13 protein-coding genes are annotated in these 16453 nt (G+C 62.6%); 2 read left to right on the top strand and 11 right to left on the bottom strand.

All coding sequences use genetic code 11. The features are described 5' to 3' along the window. Positions 1 to 35 precede the first annotated feature (35 nt). Positions 36 to 1595 carry a GMC family oxidoreductase gene (locus M1E16_RS13480; RefSeq protein ID WP_458130227.1) on the top strand — a complete coding sequence of 520 codons (1560 nt, stop codon included), beginning with the start codon at positions 36 to 38 and terminating at the stop codon, positions 1593 to 1595. Positions 1596 to 1623: 28 nt separating this feature from the next. Here the strand turns inward: M1E16_RS13480 and M1E16_RS13475 are convergent, their stop codons facing one another. From M1E16_RS13475 to M1E16_RS13465, 3 genes are all read right to left on the bottom strand, one after another. After that, positions 1624 to 3324, bottom strand: a complete 1701-nt coding sequence (locus M1E16_RS13475) for a diguanylate cyclase (protein WP_458130226.1) — start codon at positions 3322 to 3324, stop codon at positions 1624 to 1626. 228 nt (positions 3325 to 3552) lie between these two features. Further along, positions 3553 to 4938, bottom strand: a complete 1386-nt coding sequence (locus M1E16_RS13470; protein WP_458130225.1) for a J domain-containing protein — start codon at positions 4936 to 4938, stop codon at positions 3553 to 3555. A gap of 5 nt (positions 4939 to 4943) precedes the next feature. Next, on the bottom strand, positions 4944 to 6635 hold the full coding sequence (locus M1E16_RS13465; protein ID WP_458130327.1) for an Hsp70 family protein: 1692 nt from the start codon (positions 6633 to 6635) through the stop codon (positions 4944 to 4946). 228 nt (positions 6636 to 6863) lie between these two features. On the opposite strand from M1E16_RS13465, the gene M1E16_RS13460 reads away from it, so the two are divergent. Further along, positions 6864 to 8555 (top strand): thiamine pyrophosphate-binding protein, encoded by a 1692-nt coding sequence (locus tag M1E16_RS13460; protein WP_458130224.1) that lies wholly within the window; start codon positions 6864 to 6866, stop codon positions 8553 to 8555. Positions 8556 to 8582: 27 nt separating this feature from the next. Here M1E16_RS13460 and M1E16_RS13455 read toward each other — a convergent pair whose 3' ends face one another. From M1E16_RS13455 to M1E16_RS13420, 8 genes are all read right to left on the bottom strand, one after another. Next, on the bottom strand, positions 8583 to 9563 hold the full coding sequence (locus tag M1E16_RS13455; RefSeq protein WP_458130223.1) for a LysR substrate-binding domain-containing protein: 981 nt from the start codon (positions 9561 to 9563) through the stop codon (positions 8583 to 8585). An 86-nt stretch (positions 9564 to 9649) separates the two neighbouring features. Then, positions 9650 to 10594: a peptidylprolyl isomerase gene (locus tag M1E16_RS13450; protein WP_458130222.1), complete on the bottom strand. Its 945-nt coding sequence runs from the start codon at positions 10592 to 10594 to the stop codon at positions 9650 to 9652. After that, positions 10591 to 11070 (bottom strand): YbjN domain-containing protein, encoded by a 480-nt coding sequence (locus M1E16_RS13445; protein ID WP_458130221.1) that lies wholly within the window; start codon positions 11068 to 11070, stop codon positions 10591 to 10593. Before M1E16_RS13445 ends, M1E16_RS13450 begins: the two co-directional genes overlap by 4 nt. Positions 11071 to 11090: 20 nt before the next feature. Then, positions 11091 to 11747 carry a DNA repair protein gene (locus M1E16_RS13440; protein WP_458130220.1) on the bottom strand — a complete coding sequence of 219 codons (657 nt, stop codon included), beginning with the start codon at positions 11745 to 11747 and terminating at the stop codon, positions 11091 to 11093. Between the two features lie 15 nt (positions 11748 to 11762). Then, positions 11763 to 13454 carry a putative porin gene (locus M1E16_RS13435; RefSeq protein ID WP_458130219.1) on the bottom strand — a complete coding sequence of 564 codons (1692 nt, stop codon included), beginning with the start codon at positions 13452 to 13454 and terminating at the stop codon, positions 11763 to 11765. 40 nt (positions 13455 to 13494) lie between these two features. Beyond that, the gene (locus M1E16_RS13430) at positions 13495 to 14199 is read right to left on the bottom strand and encodes a TonB family protein (protein ID WP_458130218.1); all 705 of its coding nucleotides are present in this window, start codon (positions 14197 to 14199) and stop codon (positions 13495 to 13497) included. Positions 14200 to 14201: 2 nt separating this feature from the next. Beyond that, on the bottom strand, positions 14202 to 14627 hold the full coding sequence (locus M1E16_RS13425) for an ExbD/TolR family protein (RefSeq protein ID WP_434568441.1): 426 nt from the start codon (positions 14625 to 14627) through the stop codon (positions 14202 to 14204). Positions 14628 to 14638: 11 nt separating this feature from the next. After that, positions 14639 to 16438, bottom strand: a complete 1800-nt coding sequence (locus M1E16_RS13420; RefSeq protein ID WP_458130217.1) for a DUF2341 domain-containing protein — start codon at positions 16436 to 16438, stop codon at positions 14639 to 14641. Positions 16439 to 16453: the final 15 nt, after the last annotated feature.

The following is a 16453-nucleotide window of genomic DNA, read 5'->3' as shown; positions in this document are numbered from 1 at the left end:
CTCGATAACAGGAACCCTGCAAAGGAAGCCCGCTCATGCCCGTGAATCCCGCCCTGAAGAAGCACCATTACGACTTTATTGTCTGCGGGGCGGGGACTGCCGGCTCCGTCGTTGCCGGACGGCTGGCCGAGAATCCCGAGGTCCAGGTATTGCTCATCGAGGCCGGCGGCGGCGATGAGCATCCCCATGTGCTGGAGCCGCAGCATTGGCCGTTGAACCTGGGCAGCGAGCGCGATTGGAACTTCGTCGGTGCAGCCAACCCTCACCTCAACGACAGGAAGATGCCGCTGAACATGGGACGCGGGTTGGGCGGCGGGTCCAGCGTCAATGTCATGCTATGGGCCCGAGGTCACAAGAACGACTGGGAAGACTTCGCCGTCGACAGCGGCGATCCTGCTTGGGGCTACGCCTCGGTCCTGAAGATCTATCAGCGCGTGGAAGACTATCGGGGCATCGCCGATCCGCTGCGTCGCGGCAGCGGCGGGCCGGTTCATGTTGCGCCTGTCCAGGACGCGCAACCGATTGCCAACGCCATGCTCAGTGCAGCTGGCGCAATGGGTATCCCCACCTTTGAAAACCCCAACGGCGCCATGATGGAGGGCCGCGGAGGTGCGGCCTTGAACGATCTCATCGTCAAGGATGGCCGGCGTCATTCGATCTACCGCGCCTACGTCGCTCCACGCTGCGGCCAGCCCAACCTCACCGTCCTGACCGATACGCTTGTCAGCCGGGTGCTCTTCAGCGACCAACGCGCCATCGGCGTGCAGACCATCAGCAATGGCCAGGCCGAGTGCTTCTACGTCGAACACGAAGTCATTCTTTCGCTGGGTGCGGTCAACACGCCCAAGGTCCTGATGCAATCCGGCGTGGGGCCGGAGGATGAATTGCAGCGCCATGGCATTGCGCTCGTCCAGCACCTGCCCGGCGTCGGCGCCAACCATCAGGACCACGTGTCCTTTGCGGTTATCTTCGAATACGCGAGGCCACAACCGGTGGGTTACGGCGGCTCGGAGGCGACGCTCTACTGGAGCAGCGAAAGCGCCTTGCATCTTCCGGACATGTTCCACTGCCAGGTTGAATTTCCAGTGCCCAGTGCAGAGACCGCCGCACTAGGTGTTCCCGCCCATGGCTGGACGATGTTCGCTGGCCTTTCCCACCCCGAAAGTCGCGGGCGGATCACGCTCAGCGGCCCGGATGTGAGCGATGCCCCGATCATTCAACCCAACACACTGTCGCACCCGACCGATCGGCGCAACGCCCTGGAAAACATTCGTTTCGTCCAGGAGCTGGGCGCCCAGACGCCGTTCAAGGGCTTGGTAAAGGGCGAAAGCCTGCCTGGAAAACTGCACACCCAAGCGTTGGAACACTATGCTCGCAACGCTGCGGTGACCTACTGGCACCAGTGCGGTACGGCAAAAATGGGCCGGGACGCGATGTCCGTGGTGGACAGTCAATTACGCGTCTACGGAATCCAGGGCCTGCGCATTGCCGATGCGTCCATCCTGCCCCATGTCACGAGTGGCAACACGATGGCGCCCTGCGTCGTGATCGGTGAGCGGGCCGTGGAAGCTATCCGCGCCACCTATGAGCTATAAGCCTCGACGCTGACGCAAGCTTTGCGGCTCACCTTTTTGACAAGGGCCAGGATTCAACCCGGTTCTTTCCAGAACGCTTGGCCGCGTAAAGCGCCGAGTCAGCGGCCTTCAACAGTGCGTTTTGATTGGCCCCGCAGGTTTGTGTGGAGGACACCCCGAAAGAAGCAGTCGCAGTGAGCGTCTGGCTGTGATCAACCAGACTCATCTCTTCCAGAGACACCCGTATGGATTCGGCTCGGGCCACAGCACCTTCGGGCGGACAGTCCGGAAGGATGATGATCAGCTCTTCCCCGCCAAATCGGCAGGCAATGTCGGAGGATCTCAGCGATTGCACGATCAAGGCGGAAGCCGCACGCAGCACGGCGTCGCCTGCTGAGTGGCCATAAGAGTCATTCAACTGCTTGAAGTTATCGAGGTCGATCATCACGACACTCAGGCACGCCCCGTTGCGCTCGGCGCGCACCAGCTCGCGGTTGAGCGTCTCGTCCATGAAGCGGCGGTTGTACAGCCCGGTCAGCGGGTCCTTTATGGACTGGGTTTCCAACACCTGGCGCATGCGGCCATTCGCCAATGCCAGCGCCGTTTGTTCCGCCACGGCTTCAGCGATCTGCAGGCCCTCCTCGGACAGGTCGCGCAGGCCGACTTGACGGATATGCAACAGGCCGAGGATTTCACCGTAAGCCATCAACGGAAGACAACAGTCAGTCACTGGGTCAGTGCCAGACGCCGCTGGGTAATGAGGGCAGCGAAGATCATGGTTGTGCACCGACAAATGCCAGCGTCCCCGCCTGATTGCCCAGCAATCCTTGGGGTTGAGTATCGCATCGGCGGCCTTTTCCTCGGCCTGCCCCCACGCTGCGGCGTGTTGCAGGACATCAGCCGAGTTGCGATAGAGAAAGAATTCCCCCTCGCTTGCAGGTATCAACTTTTGGCAGTAAGTACTGGCCAGCTGAAGCGTTTCCTTCTGGGACAACTCCGTCTGCATCAACCTGGCCATTTCCGCGAGAAGACCAATCTCGCCATTTCGGCGTTTCAAACGCGCCAGGCTCAGGCTCAGTTGATCGCTGGCCAGGTTGGCCGCCACGGCAGACTCCGATTGACGGCGGACACTGCTGCGCATGGACAGGTAGATGAAACGTCCTAACCCCAGGGTAACGACAAAGCTGAGGATGGAAATCGCGACCGCCCAACGAATGTTGCTCAAAAGCTGCCGTTCGAGCGCCACAAGCTCCTCTGTTTCGTCAGCAATGAGCTCCGCAGTCAAGGCGCGCACGGTGTCCATCAGTTCCTTGCCGCCACCAGCGGCGATCTCGGCCTCTGCCGCATCATTGCCGTTATGGCTGACCAGCTTCACGACCCTGTCCAGGTGGACCATTTTCAGCTCGGCGTGCCGGATGAATGCTTCGACACGCGCAATCTCTTCGGCCGGATCCCCTTGATAGGCAATTCGCAGGCTTTTGATGGCAGGAGGCAAGTGAGACACGGCGACATAGTACGGCTGTAGAAAGTCGTCCTTTTCCGTCAAGGCGTAGCCACGCTCGCCGGTCTCCGCGTCGACCAGAAACCCCTGGACATTGCGGATACGCTCGATCTGCGACTCGACCACGTTCCGCTCCAGACGCGTCTCATTGGTCCAGAACAACGTGATCGGCCCCACCGCCGCGGTGACGGCCATGACGGCAGTCGCGGTGGCGGCGGCAAAAAGAAGGCTGGCTTTACGATCAGGCATTGACGATTGCGCTCTTGGCTATCAAACGATGTCGGCCTGATGAAAAGAATGTAACGAAACAGAACCGAAAAACGGTTTATCGCATTACGCCATAGGGCAGGCAAGTCGTATCGCCAGTTTAGCCGGCGTACCCTGGAGCTGCCCGAAGAGCTAAGACATTGGCTGCAGCTGCCAGCCGCCACGGCCGCCTGGGAGACAGGCAGCCTTTCAACCACAACGCGCGCAGCTCTAAACGGCGGCTTTCATGCGGAAATAGACAATTAGCGCCATCACGGCCACTGCAATCACAGCCGGAAGCCCCTGCTTATTGAGCAGGTGCCAAGGCAGCCGCCCCACGCTCAACTTGAGCGCTCTCAATGCACGACCCCACATTGAAATCCTGCCGCCGCTAAGCGCGTCGTTTGTAAAGTAGACCGTACCCAGGAACACCAGCACCGGACTGCCCCACCGCAGCCAGAGGACATCATAAGACCAGAGGTATGCCAATGCGGCGGGCACTGCGGCAGGAAGCACGTGGCGGAGCAACAGCAGACCGGCGCCCTGTCGATACCAGCGAGGCGGGATCAACCTTCGGCTGAGCAGCACATCCAGGCGCCCCGCCGTCACAGCCACCATGGCCCAGACGACATATGCCTTGCTGCCGATCCAGTTCACGAACGCCATCATCAGCGGCATGATTATCGCCGAGACCAAGTCTACTTTCTCGCTCGGCCCCGCGAGCATTGAAACGATGAGTACGACAGACAGCGCCAGCCAGACGAAGAGATAAACGCCGTGGTAGCTGGTGGGCGGTAGCCAATCCCTCCAATTACCGAGCGGTTGCAGCCCCAGACGCTGAGGCACTTCCGGGTATTGATATTCGATGGCTTGAGCGAGTTCTGTGAAGCGCTGCCAGTCGAGGTTGCTTAAACCGTCGGCCATTTCCCGGCGACGTCTGTCGGTCATGGGTAGGAACAGCATGGCGGCAGCCAGCCCATGGACCCTGTCATCCTCAAACCTGGCTAGATCGCGGCGTATGGTCTCTGCCAGGGCATGCGCCTCACATCGCTCTATCAAGCGGCTCCAGCGCCAATATTCACAGGGTAGATTGCCCTGGGCTTCGTCCCACCCCATGACCTTGCATACCCCGTCGAAGAACGCAGGTGACCATCCTTGCGCCGACTCCAGCCAATCCAGAATATCCTGCTCGAACTGCTGGCGGCGCTCGAACGGCAACAACCAGTCGCTTGCCAGCCAGAGGCGCAGCGCGTCCATGACCTCGCGGTCCTTGCCTTCATCCAGCCATTGCCGAATCTCGCCCAGGGCCGGCTCTGGAGGGTTGGCAGAGGTCGCGATGCCAACATGTTCCCGGTAGCTGCCATGCGTGAGGCTTTCTTTGGGCTCAGGAACCATCAGCGATGACGCGATTACCGCCGATGGTGCGTAAACAACCTCATCATCCGCTTCCGCGCGCCAGCGGGCTTCGGCCAACGAAGCTTCATAGGCCTCACGAAGGCGCTGGAACTCAGTGGGGTTTTCATCCGGGCGGTGAATTTTGAGCAGCCGTGCGTAGGCGCGCTTGATGCCGCGCTCGTCTGCGTCAGGGGTGAGGCCCAGCATTTGCCAATGGCTCATGTGGCTTAACCCTCTTGCTCGAAATGGGCCAGGCGCTGGGTAATATCGCCGCGGGCTTCGCGGATCCGGTGTTCATCCTGGGTGTCGAGTACCTGCTGGAAACGGTTCGCCAGCCCGGCAATATAATCCCGGGCATCGCCAAGGCACTCTTGATATAGGCGGTCCAACCGGGCCAGCAGCAGTGTGTTGACCTGCTGGTCACGTGGATGCACCTTCAGTGCTTCGAGTGCGGCAAGCCGTTGCGCGATTTCGTCGGGAGTCAGCACCCCTGGGTTGTTTTCGATGACCAATCGGCGGGTTTCGCCATTGATCGGCAAATGCACCTGGGCTTCGAGCAAACCGTTGTTGTCGTAAGTAAAGCGTACTTCCAGCGTGACCTCGCCGGCCTTGCGCGGTGGCACGGGAATTTCCAACTCACCGAGGAAAATGTTGTTGGCCACCAGCCGGCTTTCACCCTGATAAATACCCAGCCTGACCACTTTCTGATTATCACTGAGCGTAGAGACATCACGGGAACGGCTGACGGGCACGACAGTGTTGCGCTCGATGATCGGCAAGTAATGGCCGTTTTGGTAGCCGGTGCCCAGTTGCACCGCGGTCTCGATCCCCAAGGTATAAGGGCACACATCGGTCAGCACCACTTCTTCGAGGGAAGCATGGCGCGCCTGCAGCGCTGCCTGGATGGCGGCCCCCTGCGCAACGACCTCGTCCGGGTTGAGCTGCATGGCCGGAATTCGCCCGAACAGTGTCGCGACCAACTTGCGCACCAACGGCATGCGCGTGGTACCGCCTACCAGCAATATTTCGTCCAGGTCCGCGACCTTGATCCGGGCATCGCGCAGTGCGCGCTCGATAGGCGCGCGCAAGCGGTCCAACAATGGCTGGACGATTTGCGTCAGATCGCCCTGGGTCAATTCCAATCCCCACTCGCGCGTCTGATCGCGAAGACTAAAGCGTGCGACCTGCGCTTGCCCCAGGGCGTGGCGAACACGCTGCGCCTCACGCCGCAACCTTTGTGCGATGGCGGGCTGATTCGTATCAGGAAGATCAGCCGCACCGATGCGGCTGATGAAATGCTCCACCAGCCGGTCGTCGAAATCTTCACCGCCAAGAAAGTTGTCCCCTGCGCTGGCGCGCACTTCCATGACACCCTCGAACAGTTCCAGAATGGATACGTCAAACGTACCACCCCCCAGATCGAACACCAGGAAGGTCGTTTCGCCTCGCTCTTGCAGACCATAGGCCAGGGCGGCGGCAGTGGGTTCGTTGATCAGTTTGTCGATTTTCAGCCCGGCCAACTCGCCCGCAATACGGGTGGCTTTGCGCTGGGCATCGCTGAAATAAGCAGGCACGCTGATTACCGCTTCGTGCACCGGCTCGCCCAAGGTCCGCTCGGCATCGGCCTTGAGACTGCGCAGCAACATTGCCGAAAGTTCTTCGGCGCGATAGGCGCGCCCGCCCAACAGGGTTTCACGAGCGCTGCCCATGTAGCGCTTGAACAAGGCGGCGGTAAGGTGCGGGTGAGTATGCAACCGTTCGCGGGCTATATCGCCGGCTATCAACTGGCCCTGGTCGTCAAGACCAACGACGCTAGGCGTGAGAAGATTGCCCAAGGCGTTTGGAAGTAGCTGGGCTTGTTCGCCATTCCAAACAGCAACGAGGCTGTTGGTGGTGCCCAGGTCGATACCTATGATCACAGTCACTTTTCCTTAAATGAGGTGGCCGGCCAGCAGACCTTGGTCGTAGGCCCGATCCCATCACTGCTGTTGGCGATTCATGGACGAATTTATCGGCTGCACTGATGAGGGCTTTAACACTGCGCTGCCAGCTCGTTCACCGGCGTCAGCGATTCGTTGCCATTTGGCGATCCCATAGCCACGAAAGCAGGGTAAATTGTTTCTTCCCGATGAGCGAGGTTTCGCGCCATGCCCTCAACCCCCAGTGTCCCGTCCAGCGTCCGTGGCCAACGCGGCGCGGATCTGTTCGTAGAAGTGCTGCGCAGCGAAGGCGTTCGCCATGTCTTCGGCAATCCAGGCACCACGGAGCTGCCGTTGCTCGATGCGCTTTCAGGCGTCTCTGATATTCACTACGTGCTCGGCCTCCAGGAAGCCTCCGTCGTGGCGATGGCCGACGGTTATGCGCAAGCGTCCGGGCGCCCCGCTTTCGTCAATCTCCATACGGCCGGTGGGCTGGGCAATGCGATGGGCGCCATCCTGAACGCGAAGATGGCGAACACGCCTTTGGTGATCACCGCAGGCCAGCAAGACACCCGCCATGGGGTAACCGATCCGCTGCTTCACGGTGATCTGGTCAGCCTGGCCCGACCGAGCGTCAAGTGGGCGGAGGAAATCCAGCATCCCGAACATATCCCGATGCTGTTGCGCCGCGCTCTGCAGGACTGCCGTACGGGGCCGACCGGCCCGGTGTTCCTTTCGCTGCCGATCAACGTGATGGAGCAGCACACGGATACCGGTGCTGGCCAGCCGTCGCGAATCGAACGGGGTGCGGTGATCGCAGCAATCGAGCCATTGGCTGAGGCTTTATCGACGGTTACCCCGGGCCGGCTGGCGATGATCGTCGGTGAAGAGGTGTTCCAGTCGAATGCGCAAGCGGAAGCGGTGAGGCTCGCCGAAGCGCTCGGCGCGCCGGTGTTCGGGCCCTCCTGGCCCGGGCATATCCCGTTCCCCACCGCTCATCCTCAATGGCGAGGCGCCCTGGCGCCCAAGGCTGCCGACATCAGGGAAACATTCGCTGAATTCGACGCAGTGCTCCTTCTTGGCGGCCATTCGCTGATCAGTTACCAATACTCGGACGGTCCGGCGATTCCCCCACATTGCCGCCTCATTCAATTGACCGGCGATGGCCACCAACTGGGCAGGGTTCACGGAACCGCGCTGGGATTGATAGGCGACATAAAGCTGTCCTTGCAGCTGTTGCTGCCATTACTGGATAAAAAACTCGCCCCGCACAGCCAGGCAATCACGACGCTGCGAAATGTCGCTGCGCACGAGCGCAGTACCCGTCGAATCGAAGTCGCCGAGCGCGCGCGCCGTGAGTTTGATTCCCCGCTGACCACGCCTTTCGTAGCAGCCCATGAAGCTGTCCGGGCCATCGGCCCTGACATCTGGATCGTCGACGAAGCGCCGGTCACCATCCCTCACGTGCGTGCTTGCCTGGATTCACATTCGGCCCGCCAGTACCTGTTTACGCGTAGCGCTATCCTTGGCTGGGGCATGCCGGCGGCTGTCGGGACATCGCTCGGCCTGGACCGCAGCCCGGTGGTCTGCCTGGTCGGTGATGGCTCGGCGATGTATTCACCGCAAGCGCTCTGGACCGCGGCACACGAGCGTTTGCCGGTGACCTTTGTGGTCATGAACAATGGCGAATACAACATTTTGAAAAACTACGCGCGCAACCAGGCGCACTACCGCAGTGCCGGTACGAACCAGTTCATCGGCATGGACATCCGCGACCCGGCCATCGACTTCCTGGCCCTCGCCTCTGCCCTGGGGGTTGCTTCGCGCCGGGTCGAGCGCTCCAGCGACATTGCCGGGGCGGTCGAGGATGGCATACGCTCAGGCCGCCCCAATCTCATCGAATTGCCGATCACGGCTTGAAGCTGCTTTGGCCCGAATCCATGTGCTTCAAGCCCGGAACCATTCCCTGCGCTCATCCAGCGTGTGGCGGATCAGTTCGATGAGCATCTGCACCTGCGGCACTGGCCGGGCCTCGGTGCTCACAGCCATCCACAGGTGGCGCTGCATCGGCTGCTCAAACAACCCCGGCAAGGCGACCAAGCCGCGATCGAAATGGCTCATGTACTTCGGCAACAGGCCAATGCAGGCGCAGCAGCGGATCATTTCCAGCATCAGCTCATAGGATTGCAGCTGCACCACGCCGGCGCGGCGTTGCTCGACGAGGGTATTCCACGGCGTGAAACTGCCCACCTGGCTGTCGGCCTGCCATTGCACCAACATGTAGTCGTTCAGCTCTTCCAACCGGCGCGGACGACTGGCCGGGCGGGAATAACGCTTGGCGATGTGAGGCAGATAGTCCAGCCGCGCCAGCTGCTCCGGCGCCTGTGTCGCAACGCTCGGCCCCGGCGTTGATTCCTGCCCGTCACTCAGCCACAGCACCAGGTCGGCACTGACCGCCTGCAGCGCCAGTTCGCTGTCCAGCGTGATGATTTGCAAGCGCACGCTGGCGTTGCGGCGCAGCAATGAGATCAGGTCACGACCCAGAAGGTCATGCAGGATCGACTCGGCCACTGCAAGGCGAATCAGCGGTTGATCGGCCAGCGCTGGCGGCCCGTCCTCGCCCAGGGCAAGCAAGCGCGCCTGCAACTGCCGTCCTTCGCGGGTAAGCGCCAGGGTGCTGCCCTGGAAGCTGAACAGTGAGCGCTGCAGGCGAGCTTCCAGTTGGGCCAACTGCTTGCGCAGCCATGTGGCCTTGACGTTCAGGCTGCGGGACGCCTGCATGAAACAGCCGCAACGGGCGCTGACCAGAAAACACTGCGCCACCTGCGGCTCGATGCTGGCGGCCAAGGCCAACCAGGGCTCAGGCGCACGCAAGGGCGCGCGGTATGCGGTGACAGCCTGGCGTCCTGCGGGCTCGATGAAAGACATGAGTGACTCCCTGTCATTTAAAAACCGATTAAGCGTGGCGAGGGAGCTTGCTCCCGCTGGACTGCGCAGCAGTCCCGATAAACCAGCTACCGAACCTCCTCCAGCACCTTGCTCAACTGCGCACCATCAATGCTCAACGTCGCGGTGTCGAGCATGCCGTCCAGGTAGGCCTTGGCGATCTGCTCCTGGCGCTGGGCACGCAAGGCCTGGGTCAGGCGCTCGCGGACTTCATCCAGGGTCGCTTCCCGGGCCGGTTGTTGCTCGGTGAGCTTGATCACATGGAAGCCCGCCGCGCTCTGCACCGGGTCCGATATCGCCCCCAACTTCAACCGCGCCACCGCCTCGCGCACCGTGGGCACCAGCTGTTGCAACGGCTGGAAGCCACTGTCACCACCGCGCTCGGCACTGGCGCGGTCCTGGGAATAACGGCTGGCCAGCGCGGCGAATTCAGCGGGCGCGGCCTGGGCCTTTTTGCTCAGTTCCATGGCTTGGCGGCGCACCGCCTCGACGGTCTGTGGCTCGGTCGCCGCGAGGAAAATCTGGCTGACCCGGTACAGCGCCGGCGCCGTCCAGTTGGCTTTTCCCGCTTCGTAGGCCTGTTTCAGTTCATCCTCGCTGGGATACCCGGCCGGCACCTGGCTGACCGACTGCAGATAATCCCGAAAGACAATCTGCTCGGTCGCAGCGCGCATCTGGCGCTCCACCTCCGGGCGCTGACGCCAGCCTTGGGCATCGGCCTGCTCCAGCACGGCTTTTTCCGCCAGTCTTGCGCGGATCCAGCCCTCCAGTGCGGCGCGGTTGCCGCGCATCTGCTGGCGAACCTCGGGGGCAAGCGCCGCTAGCAACGCCTTGAGTTCTTCCGGGCTGACCTGCTGGCTACCCAGCCGCGCCAGGCTCGACGACTCGCTTGTCGCCACGCTGACCGATTGCACCGCCGCCACCGGATCGTTGCCGGGACGCAAGCCGAGGACAACAGCCACGGCAACCAGGCCCAGCGCCGCAGCGCTGATGACAAACGTTGGCTTTTTCACAGTGCGACGGCCTCCTCCGGCGCGGCCTCAGCAGGCTCGGCGCCGGTGTGCAGGCGGGCGGCGTTCTGGCTGAACTCGCGCAGGTAGACGATGAATTCCTGAAGCAACCGGTCCCACAGTTCCAGGTTGCTGCGCAGGTGCTCGGCGCTGACGCCGGCCGCCACCACCACGTCCATTTCCATCACCAGGAATTCGCCCTGTACCGACAACCGGGCAAAGCGTCGCGAGGCGTTCCACAGCTCCGCCAGCCCGGCCGGCAATTCACCCTGCACGCGCAAGGCACAGCTGAAGGTGAAATCCAGGTATTGGCCCGGCGTCGGTGTCGGATTGCCGAAGCGCACGGCATAACCGATGCCTTGGCTGGCGCTGAGCAGTTGCACGATACCGTTCTGCTCCGTTTCGTTGACCCGATAACCGGCGGCTTGCAACACCTCGGTGAGGGATGCGGGCGTGACGTGTTCAATCAATGAAGTCATGTTGGTTCTTCCTTGCGCTATCAATGGGTGATCGAGGCCTGGGGCGCATCGAAACGGTTCTTGTAGAGATCATCGCCAAAACCCTGGGCCAACTCTTCGAAACGTACCCGGGCCTTGCCGGCAAACGGCTGGCGGATCTTCATGACGTCGGTCACGTCGATGGTTTCGTAGGCGTGCAGCAGTTCCTTGGCGACGTCGTACATCTGCTGATTCTTGACCGAACATTGCTGCACTTGTGTGTCACGTTCATTCAACCGGGCTTCGAGACGGGCCCGTTCGGTTTCCTTGCCCCGGGCCATTACCAGCAGCTCGTCGTAGGCCTTCTTGAACTTGCCGATCTGCTCATGGCTGGCCGCGGCTTGGGCCTGGGCCTGGCTTTGCAGGCTTTCCTGGCGCCCGGCCAGTTGTTCGGCCAGGCCTTGCGCCTTGGCCAGCTCGGCGGTCAGGCGCTTGACCTGCGCCTCGGCTTCCTTGGCGCGGTTTTCCGCCGCCTGGCGGGCGACGCTGGCCTGGGCCTGTTCGCTCTGCAACGTCTGCAACTGGGCGGTGGTGCTGCGCAGTTGCGTGCGCAGGCGCTCTTCCAGACCTTCGCCGTGGGCGCTGCCGATCAATAACGGACTGAGCAGCAGGCCCAGCAGCAACGCGACCGGACAAGGGTTGATGGTTCGCCTTTTCATGAGGCCTCCCGGCGCTTAGAAGCGCGTGTTGATTTCAAGCTGCAGGACATCGATGTCGTACGGCGCGCCGTACACCGCTTCGGAACTCAGCCAGCGGCCGGTGGCGAAGACATTGTTCGCCAAGCCGTAGTTGCCGCCCAGGAAATAGCCCTTGGCGTTGGTGCCGCCCAGGTGGAATGAGGAATCGTTGAAGCCGTCCGGCAAGGCGTCCGGCTGGATGTACTTGTAGCCGGCGAACATGTTCCAGTCGCCCTGGCGCTTGAGCTCCAGGGAGTTACCCAGGGTGAACTGGAGCATCCAGGCGTTGGCTCCGCTCTCGACTTCACCGTTCTCATCGAGGTTGTTGGCGAACTGCCCTTCCGAACGTTTGCGCATTTCACCTTCGTCATAACCGAGGTTATGCACGTAATGCGCCTGGCTGCGCAGCTTCAGGTCTTCCGGCAGATCGGTGTCCCACGCCAGGTTCAGGTCCAGCAGGTTGAACTCCGAGGCCAGGCCGACGTATTGCGGCTGTGGCGTGGCAGACGGATTGAGCGGATTGGGCGTGATGTCGCGCAGCAGGAACACGGTGTTGCCCTTCTGCATGAACGCCACGCGCGAGCCGTCGGTGTCGCAGCCCGGGTCACCGGCCCAGGGCTCGCATGGCGACGAGCGCTGGCCTTCGATGTCGTCGAAGCGGTAATAGGCCAGCGCACCCTTGACGCGGTTGCTGTCGTTGATTGCCCAGTTGGCGCCCAGTTGCGCGCCATACAGCCACTTGTTGTCGCTCTCTTCCTTGTCGGTGCCGTTGCTGGTGCTGGTGTCGTTGGTGTACTCCACCGGGAACGCGCCGACGGTGCCGAACAGGCCGAAGTCCTGGCTGAGCTTGCGGTTGAAAATCGCCGCCACGCCATCGAAGTTCAGGTCGCCGGAGTACAGCAGGTCAGTGGAGTAGAACGGGTTGGCGATACGCCCGCCGGTTAGGGTCAACTCATCCGAGGGCTTCCAGGTCAGGTAACCCTGGTCGAGCCAGATGTCTTTCTTGCCGAAGCCGCCACCGAGGGTCTGGGTGGTGGACACCGGATTGTTGTCCGAGCCGGTGCCGATACGGATGCCCGCGGTCCACTCGGGCGCGATCACCGCCTTCATGCCCAGGCGCGCCCGCAGGCGGAAGAGGTTTTCGCGGTCCTCGCGGGTGTTGAGCAAGGGCGGCAGGTTCGAGCTGCTGTTGGGGTTGACGTCATAGGGGCCGCGGTCGTTGAGGCGAGCGAAGTCGACGATCTGGTTGCTGTTGGTGCCCGAGTAGTAGCGCGACTCGTCCCGCAGGCGGATATCGCCATCAAAACTGATGCGCGAGACCCAATCCGGAAAGGTGTTGGGTTGAGCCCAGTTTTCCTGTTTGGCGGTGGCCATGACTTCGGCCTTGACCTGGTCGCGGATCTGCTCACGCACGATGTTCGGCACGTACTGCACCCGCACATCCCCGGGCGCACCGGCGGGTGCGGCAGCAACGGCAGTGGCAGCCTGACGGGCCTGCACGGCTTCGCGCTCGGCCTGGGCGATCAGGCCATCGGCCTGGTCCTGCTTCAGTACGCCCTGCTGCACCAGCAGGCGGATCAGATTGATCGTGGCGTTTTCCGAAGGCGCCGGGGCTGCCGACGCGTGCCCGGCCAGGCTCAAGACAACCAGGCCGACCGCCCACGACAATCGATTCACATTGGCAATCATCTGCACACAACTCCTGTTGGCAAACTTTAAAGAATTCGGGTTAACCCGGACGCCGTCCCTGCAAGGACAGGCGCACGGGCAAAGTCAGGGAGGCCGGAGGCCGTTCACTCAGATGCGGCGCGGCACGCAGGGCGGCGATCACTTGCTCATCCACCTGCGGGTTGCCGCTGGACTTGACCAGCTCGACACGGGTGATCTCCCCCACCGCGCTGAGCCAGACATCGGCCTGCAGCGAAAACGCCAGGCTGCGCAAGTCAGGGTTCTCCCGCAGCAAGCGCTGGAAGGTGAACGCCAGAAACTGGCTGTAGGTGCCGTTGCCGAGGCGTCCGCCCCCTGCCCCGGCCATGCCGCCGCCCTTGCCCGCGCCAATGTTGAAAGCGTCGTTGCCGGCCTGGGCGTCACCGTCCATCTGCATCGGGTTGGCCAGGTCATCCACCGGCGACGGCGGCGCTTCTTCCTCGGGCTTGACCTCTTCGGGCTTCGGGGTCGGTTCGGGCTCGGGCACTTTTTCCTCGACCTTGGGTTCCGGCTCCTTGGGTTTTTCCGGTGGCGGCGGCGGTGGTGGCGGCAGCGGGATAATCGTCGGCACCTTCGGCGCTTCACGGCGCACGCCGCTCATGTCGTTGGCCCATTGCCACAGCAGCCACGCCGCCAGGCCAGCCAGCGCCAGGCCGGCGGCCCACTTGAGCAGGCGCAGCGGCGAGCGCTTCACGGGGGGCGGGTTGACGGGAAGTCTGGCGGTCATGATCAGCCCTGGCTCGGTTTGCCGGTCACCAGACCGACTTGGGACAGTTCCAGGCGCCGCAACAGATCCAGCACTTCGATGACTTTCTGGTACTGCACCGTGGCGTCGCCGCGCACGATCACCGGGAAGTCCGGGCTCTGGGCCTTCTCGATGCGCAGGCGCTCCTCCAGCTCGGCCAGGGTCACCGGGTAGGCATCGAGGAATACCTGACCACCGTCATTTACCGAAATCGCCTTGGTCTTGGCCTCCGACAACGACACCGAGGCGCTGGCCTTGGGCAGGTTGATCTGGATGCCTGAGACCTGCGCCGTGGCGGTGAGGATGAACATCACCAGCACCACCATGAGCACATCCACCAGCGGCGTGACGTTGATGCTGTCGACCGCTGCATCATCGTCGTCATCGTGTGACGTATTTACGCTAGCCATGGCGATGCTCCTCAGGCCGGTACGGACGATTGGACGTGATGGTCACGGCGATGAGCCGCTTCGCCGGACTGGCCTTCGCCGTGCATCTCCGCCAAACGCGTGATGAACTCGTCGACGAACACCCGCATGTCGGCGCTGACTTCCTTGTTGCGGGTGATCAGGCGGTTGTAGCCAAACAGCGCCGGGATCGCGACGAACAGGCCCATGGCGGTGGCCAGCAACGCGGCGGCCATGCCCGGGGCGATGGCGTTGATGTTGACGTCACCGGCCATGGCCGTGCCAAGGAACACCACCATGATCCCCAGCACGGTGCCGAGCAGGCCGATGTACGGGCCGCCGGCGATGGCGTTGGACAGGGTCGAGAGCTTCGAACTCAGCGCCTGGTTTTCGCGGGTGCGCACGCCATCCATGGAGCAGCGGATCGCTTCGATAGTGGCGGCCGAGACGGTCGAGGTGTCGGCGCCTTGTTCGCGGCGGGTACGGATTTCCTTGACCGCCACCAGGTACAGGCGCCACAGGGACGAATGCTGCAGGCGCTGGGCAAGTTCCTGGTCGTCGGCGAACATCTCCAGGCGCGTGCCGATCCGGGCGAACTGCTCGCGGAACGCTTCGTTGGCGGCACTGAGACGACTGACCATGCGGTTCTTGCGGATCATGATGACCCACGACTGGAACATCATCAGCACCAGCACGGCGATGATCACCCAGGCGTCCAGCGGCACGGCATTGAGCAGGAAACCGAGGCTGCCGAAACCGAAGCCGGACTGTTCTTCATCAACACCGTAGGCCACCAGTTTCGATTCGGCGCCCTGAGCGTTGGCATCGGCCAGGAGCAGCGGCGCGGGCCGGGCGACCTTGGACAGGCGCGCCTCGTCCATGGCCCCGCTGAACGGCGCGAAGGTGCCGGCGGCAACGTCTGCCCCCAAGGCGATCGGCGAATTGAACGCCGGCATTGCCAGCGCCAGGCTCGCGGCTTCGCGGCCATTGACGTACAGCACGACCCGATCACCCGAGGCGGTCAATGCCAGGTGCTGCCATTGGCCGGGGTTCAGCGGCTGGGTCGAGACCGCACGCTGATCATTGATCGCTACGAACGGCACCCCTTGGTTGACCCCAACCAACAGACTGGCGGCAGCTTCGCGACGGGCCAGGACGATTTGCTCGCCGCTGGCCTGGTCCTGGCGCAGCCAGGTGCTGAAGGTGAACGCGGCGCCGGCGGTGTGTTGCAGCGACGGACTGGCCGGTAGCAACAGTGGCTGGCCGTTGAGTTGCAGGGCCCGGCCGATCACGCCGTCGATGCTCACGCCCGCCGCGCCCTGGGCGCTGTTGCCATAGGCCGTGGTGTCCCGTGGCGGAATTCCGGTGGCACCGTCGAAGTGATACAGCGCGGTGTAGTCCGGATCGAAGGCCAGTTGGCCGCTGGCGGTGGCCGGGGCTTTCTGGTTGCCATAGTACATCCACAGATCCTGGCGCTGGCCACCCTCGACGTTCGGCACATCGACCCAGATCAGGGCCATGCCCATCAACGGGTCGAAGCTTTCGATCTGGTGATTGAGCACGGTCTTGTCGTCGGCACTGACGAAGCGCAGGTCCGAACCATCCTCCTTGACCCCGTCAAAGGTGAAGTTGCCGGTGTGCAGGCGTACCAGCAACGCCGTGCGACCCAAGGCCTGGGCGATGGCCGCGCCTTGCGGCGTGGTGTCCACCGAAATCTGTTTGCGGTAGTGCCAATCGTCCTGCCACCAGGCGTTGGCGGTCGCCGGAAGCAGCAGCCCCAGGCAGATCAACAGCGGTATGAATAAGCGTTGCATGGACATGACTCCTGG

The sequence above is a fragment of the Pseudomonas sp. Z2-11 genome (assembly GCF_054161305.1).
Note: the sequence above shows the minus strand (reverse complement) of the source record. Positions and strands in the feature narration are given on the sequence as shown.

Bases quoted from the DNA above. Each gene is read 5' to 3' on its own strand.
- M1E16_RS13480 (WP_458130227.1), top strand. From the start codon at position 36: ATGCCCGTGAATCCCGCCCTGAAGAAGCACCATTACGACTTTATTGTC.
- M1E16_RS13475 (WP_458130226.1), bottom strand. From the start codon at position 3,324: ATGCCTGATCGTAAAGCCAGCCTTCTTTTTGCCGCCGCCACCGCGACT.
- M1E16_RS13470 (WP_458130225.1), bottom strand. From the start codon at position 4,938: ATGAGCCATTGGCAAATGCTGGGCCTCACCCCTGACGCAGACGAGCGC.
- M1E16_RS13460 (WP_458130224.1), top strand. From the start codon at position 6,864: ATGCCCTCAACCCCCAGTGTCCCGTCCAGCGTCCGTGGCCAACGCGGC.
- M1E16_RS13455 (WP_458130223.1), bottom strand. From the start codon at position 9,563: ATGTCTTTCATCGAGCCCGCAGGACGCCAGGCTGTCACCGCATACCGC.
- M1E16_RS13445 (WP_458130221.1), bottom strand. From the start codon at position 11,070: ATGACTTCATTGATTGAACACGTCACGCCCGCATCCCTCACCGAGGTG.
- M1E16_RS13440 (WP_458130220.1), bottom strand. From the start codon at position 11,747: ATGAAAAGGCGAACCATCAACCCTTGTCCGGTCGCGTTGCTGCTGGGC.
- M1E16_RS13435 (WP_458130219.1), bottom strand. From the start codon at position 13,454: ATGATTGCCAATGTGAATCGATTGTCGTGGGCGGTCGGCCTGGTTGTC.
- M1E16_RS13430 (WP_458130218.1), bottom strand. From the start codon at position 14,199: ATGACCGCCAGACTTCCCGTCAACCCGCCCCCCGTGAAGCGCTCGCCG.
- M1E16_RS13425 (WP_434568441.1), bottom strand. From the start codon at position 14,627: ATGGCTAGCGTAAATACGTCACACGATGACGACGATGATGCAGCGGTC.
- M1E16_RS13420 (WP_458130217.1), bottom strand. From the start codon at position 16,438: ATGCAACGCTTATTCATACCGCTGTTGATCTGCCTGGGGCTGCTGCTT.